This window comes from Peribacillus sp. P4_D6 (assembly GCF_056401795.1).
Genome location: NZ_JBFUIQ010000380.1, coordinates 1 through 741, shown reverse-complemented (window position 1 = coordinate 741; position 741 = coordinate 1). Strand labels below are relative to the sequence as shown.

General features: G+C 40.8%; 1 rRNA gene. It reads right to left on the bottom strand.

The window, feature by feature from the left end:
- Positions 1 to 240: ribosomal RNA gene (locus AC1DVB_RS27740) — 16S ribosomal RNA — on the bottom strand; the annotation flags it as partial.
- Positions 241 to 741 lie beyond the last annotated feature (501 nt).

The window sequence follows — 741 nt, the reverse complement described above, 5'->3', positions numbered from 1 at the left end:
GGCCCATCTATAAGTGACAGCGTAAACCGTCTTTCCATCTTCTCTCATGCGAGAAAAGAACGTATCCGGTATTAGCTCCGGTTTCCCGAAGTTATCCCAGTCTTATAGGCAGGTTGCCCACGTGTTACTCACCCGTCCGCCGCTAATCTCAGGGAGCAAGCTCCCATCGATTCGCTCGACTTGCATGTATTAGGCACGCCGCCAGCGTTCGTCCTGAGCCAGGATCAAACTCTCCGAAGAAATGTTTGAMTTGCTCATTTGCTTTTTTGATAGTGTGTGCTCACTTAAAATTTAACGTTGGCGCTTTGTTTTGTTCAGTTTTCAAAGAGCAATATTTGCCATCGCTTCGTTTAGCGACTTTATTAGTATAACACCCTCCAAACACAAAGTCAACAACAAGTTATCATTCACTTGTTTGTCTTGTTTGTCTCAAGCGGTGTATTTAATATATTAGCACTTGCATATAGATAAGTCAATTTAATCTTTTAAAATTAACTTCTTTTTTTCACTGAACCACTTTCTTTCTATAGAAGCCGGTCCATGCCAAAGAATCATCAAAAAAAACAGGAGGGCAGCTGATTAAGCCACCCTCCCGTTATTTATTAATGATTATTTATTGATGGAGATTACATCCTCTTCTTCCCTATCTACATTTCCGGCCTTTTCAATCTTGACGCTTTCACCTTCGGAAAGGTTAGTAAAGACGATTGGCGTAATGATAGAGCTAGCATTGTTTTTAAC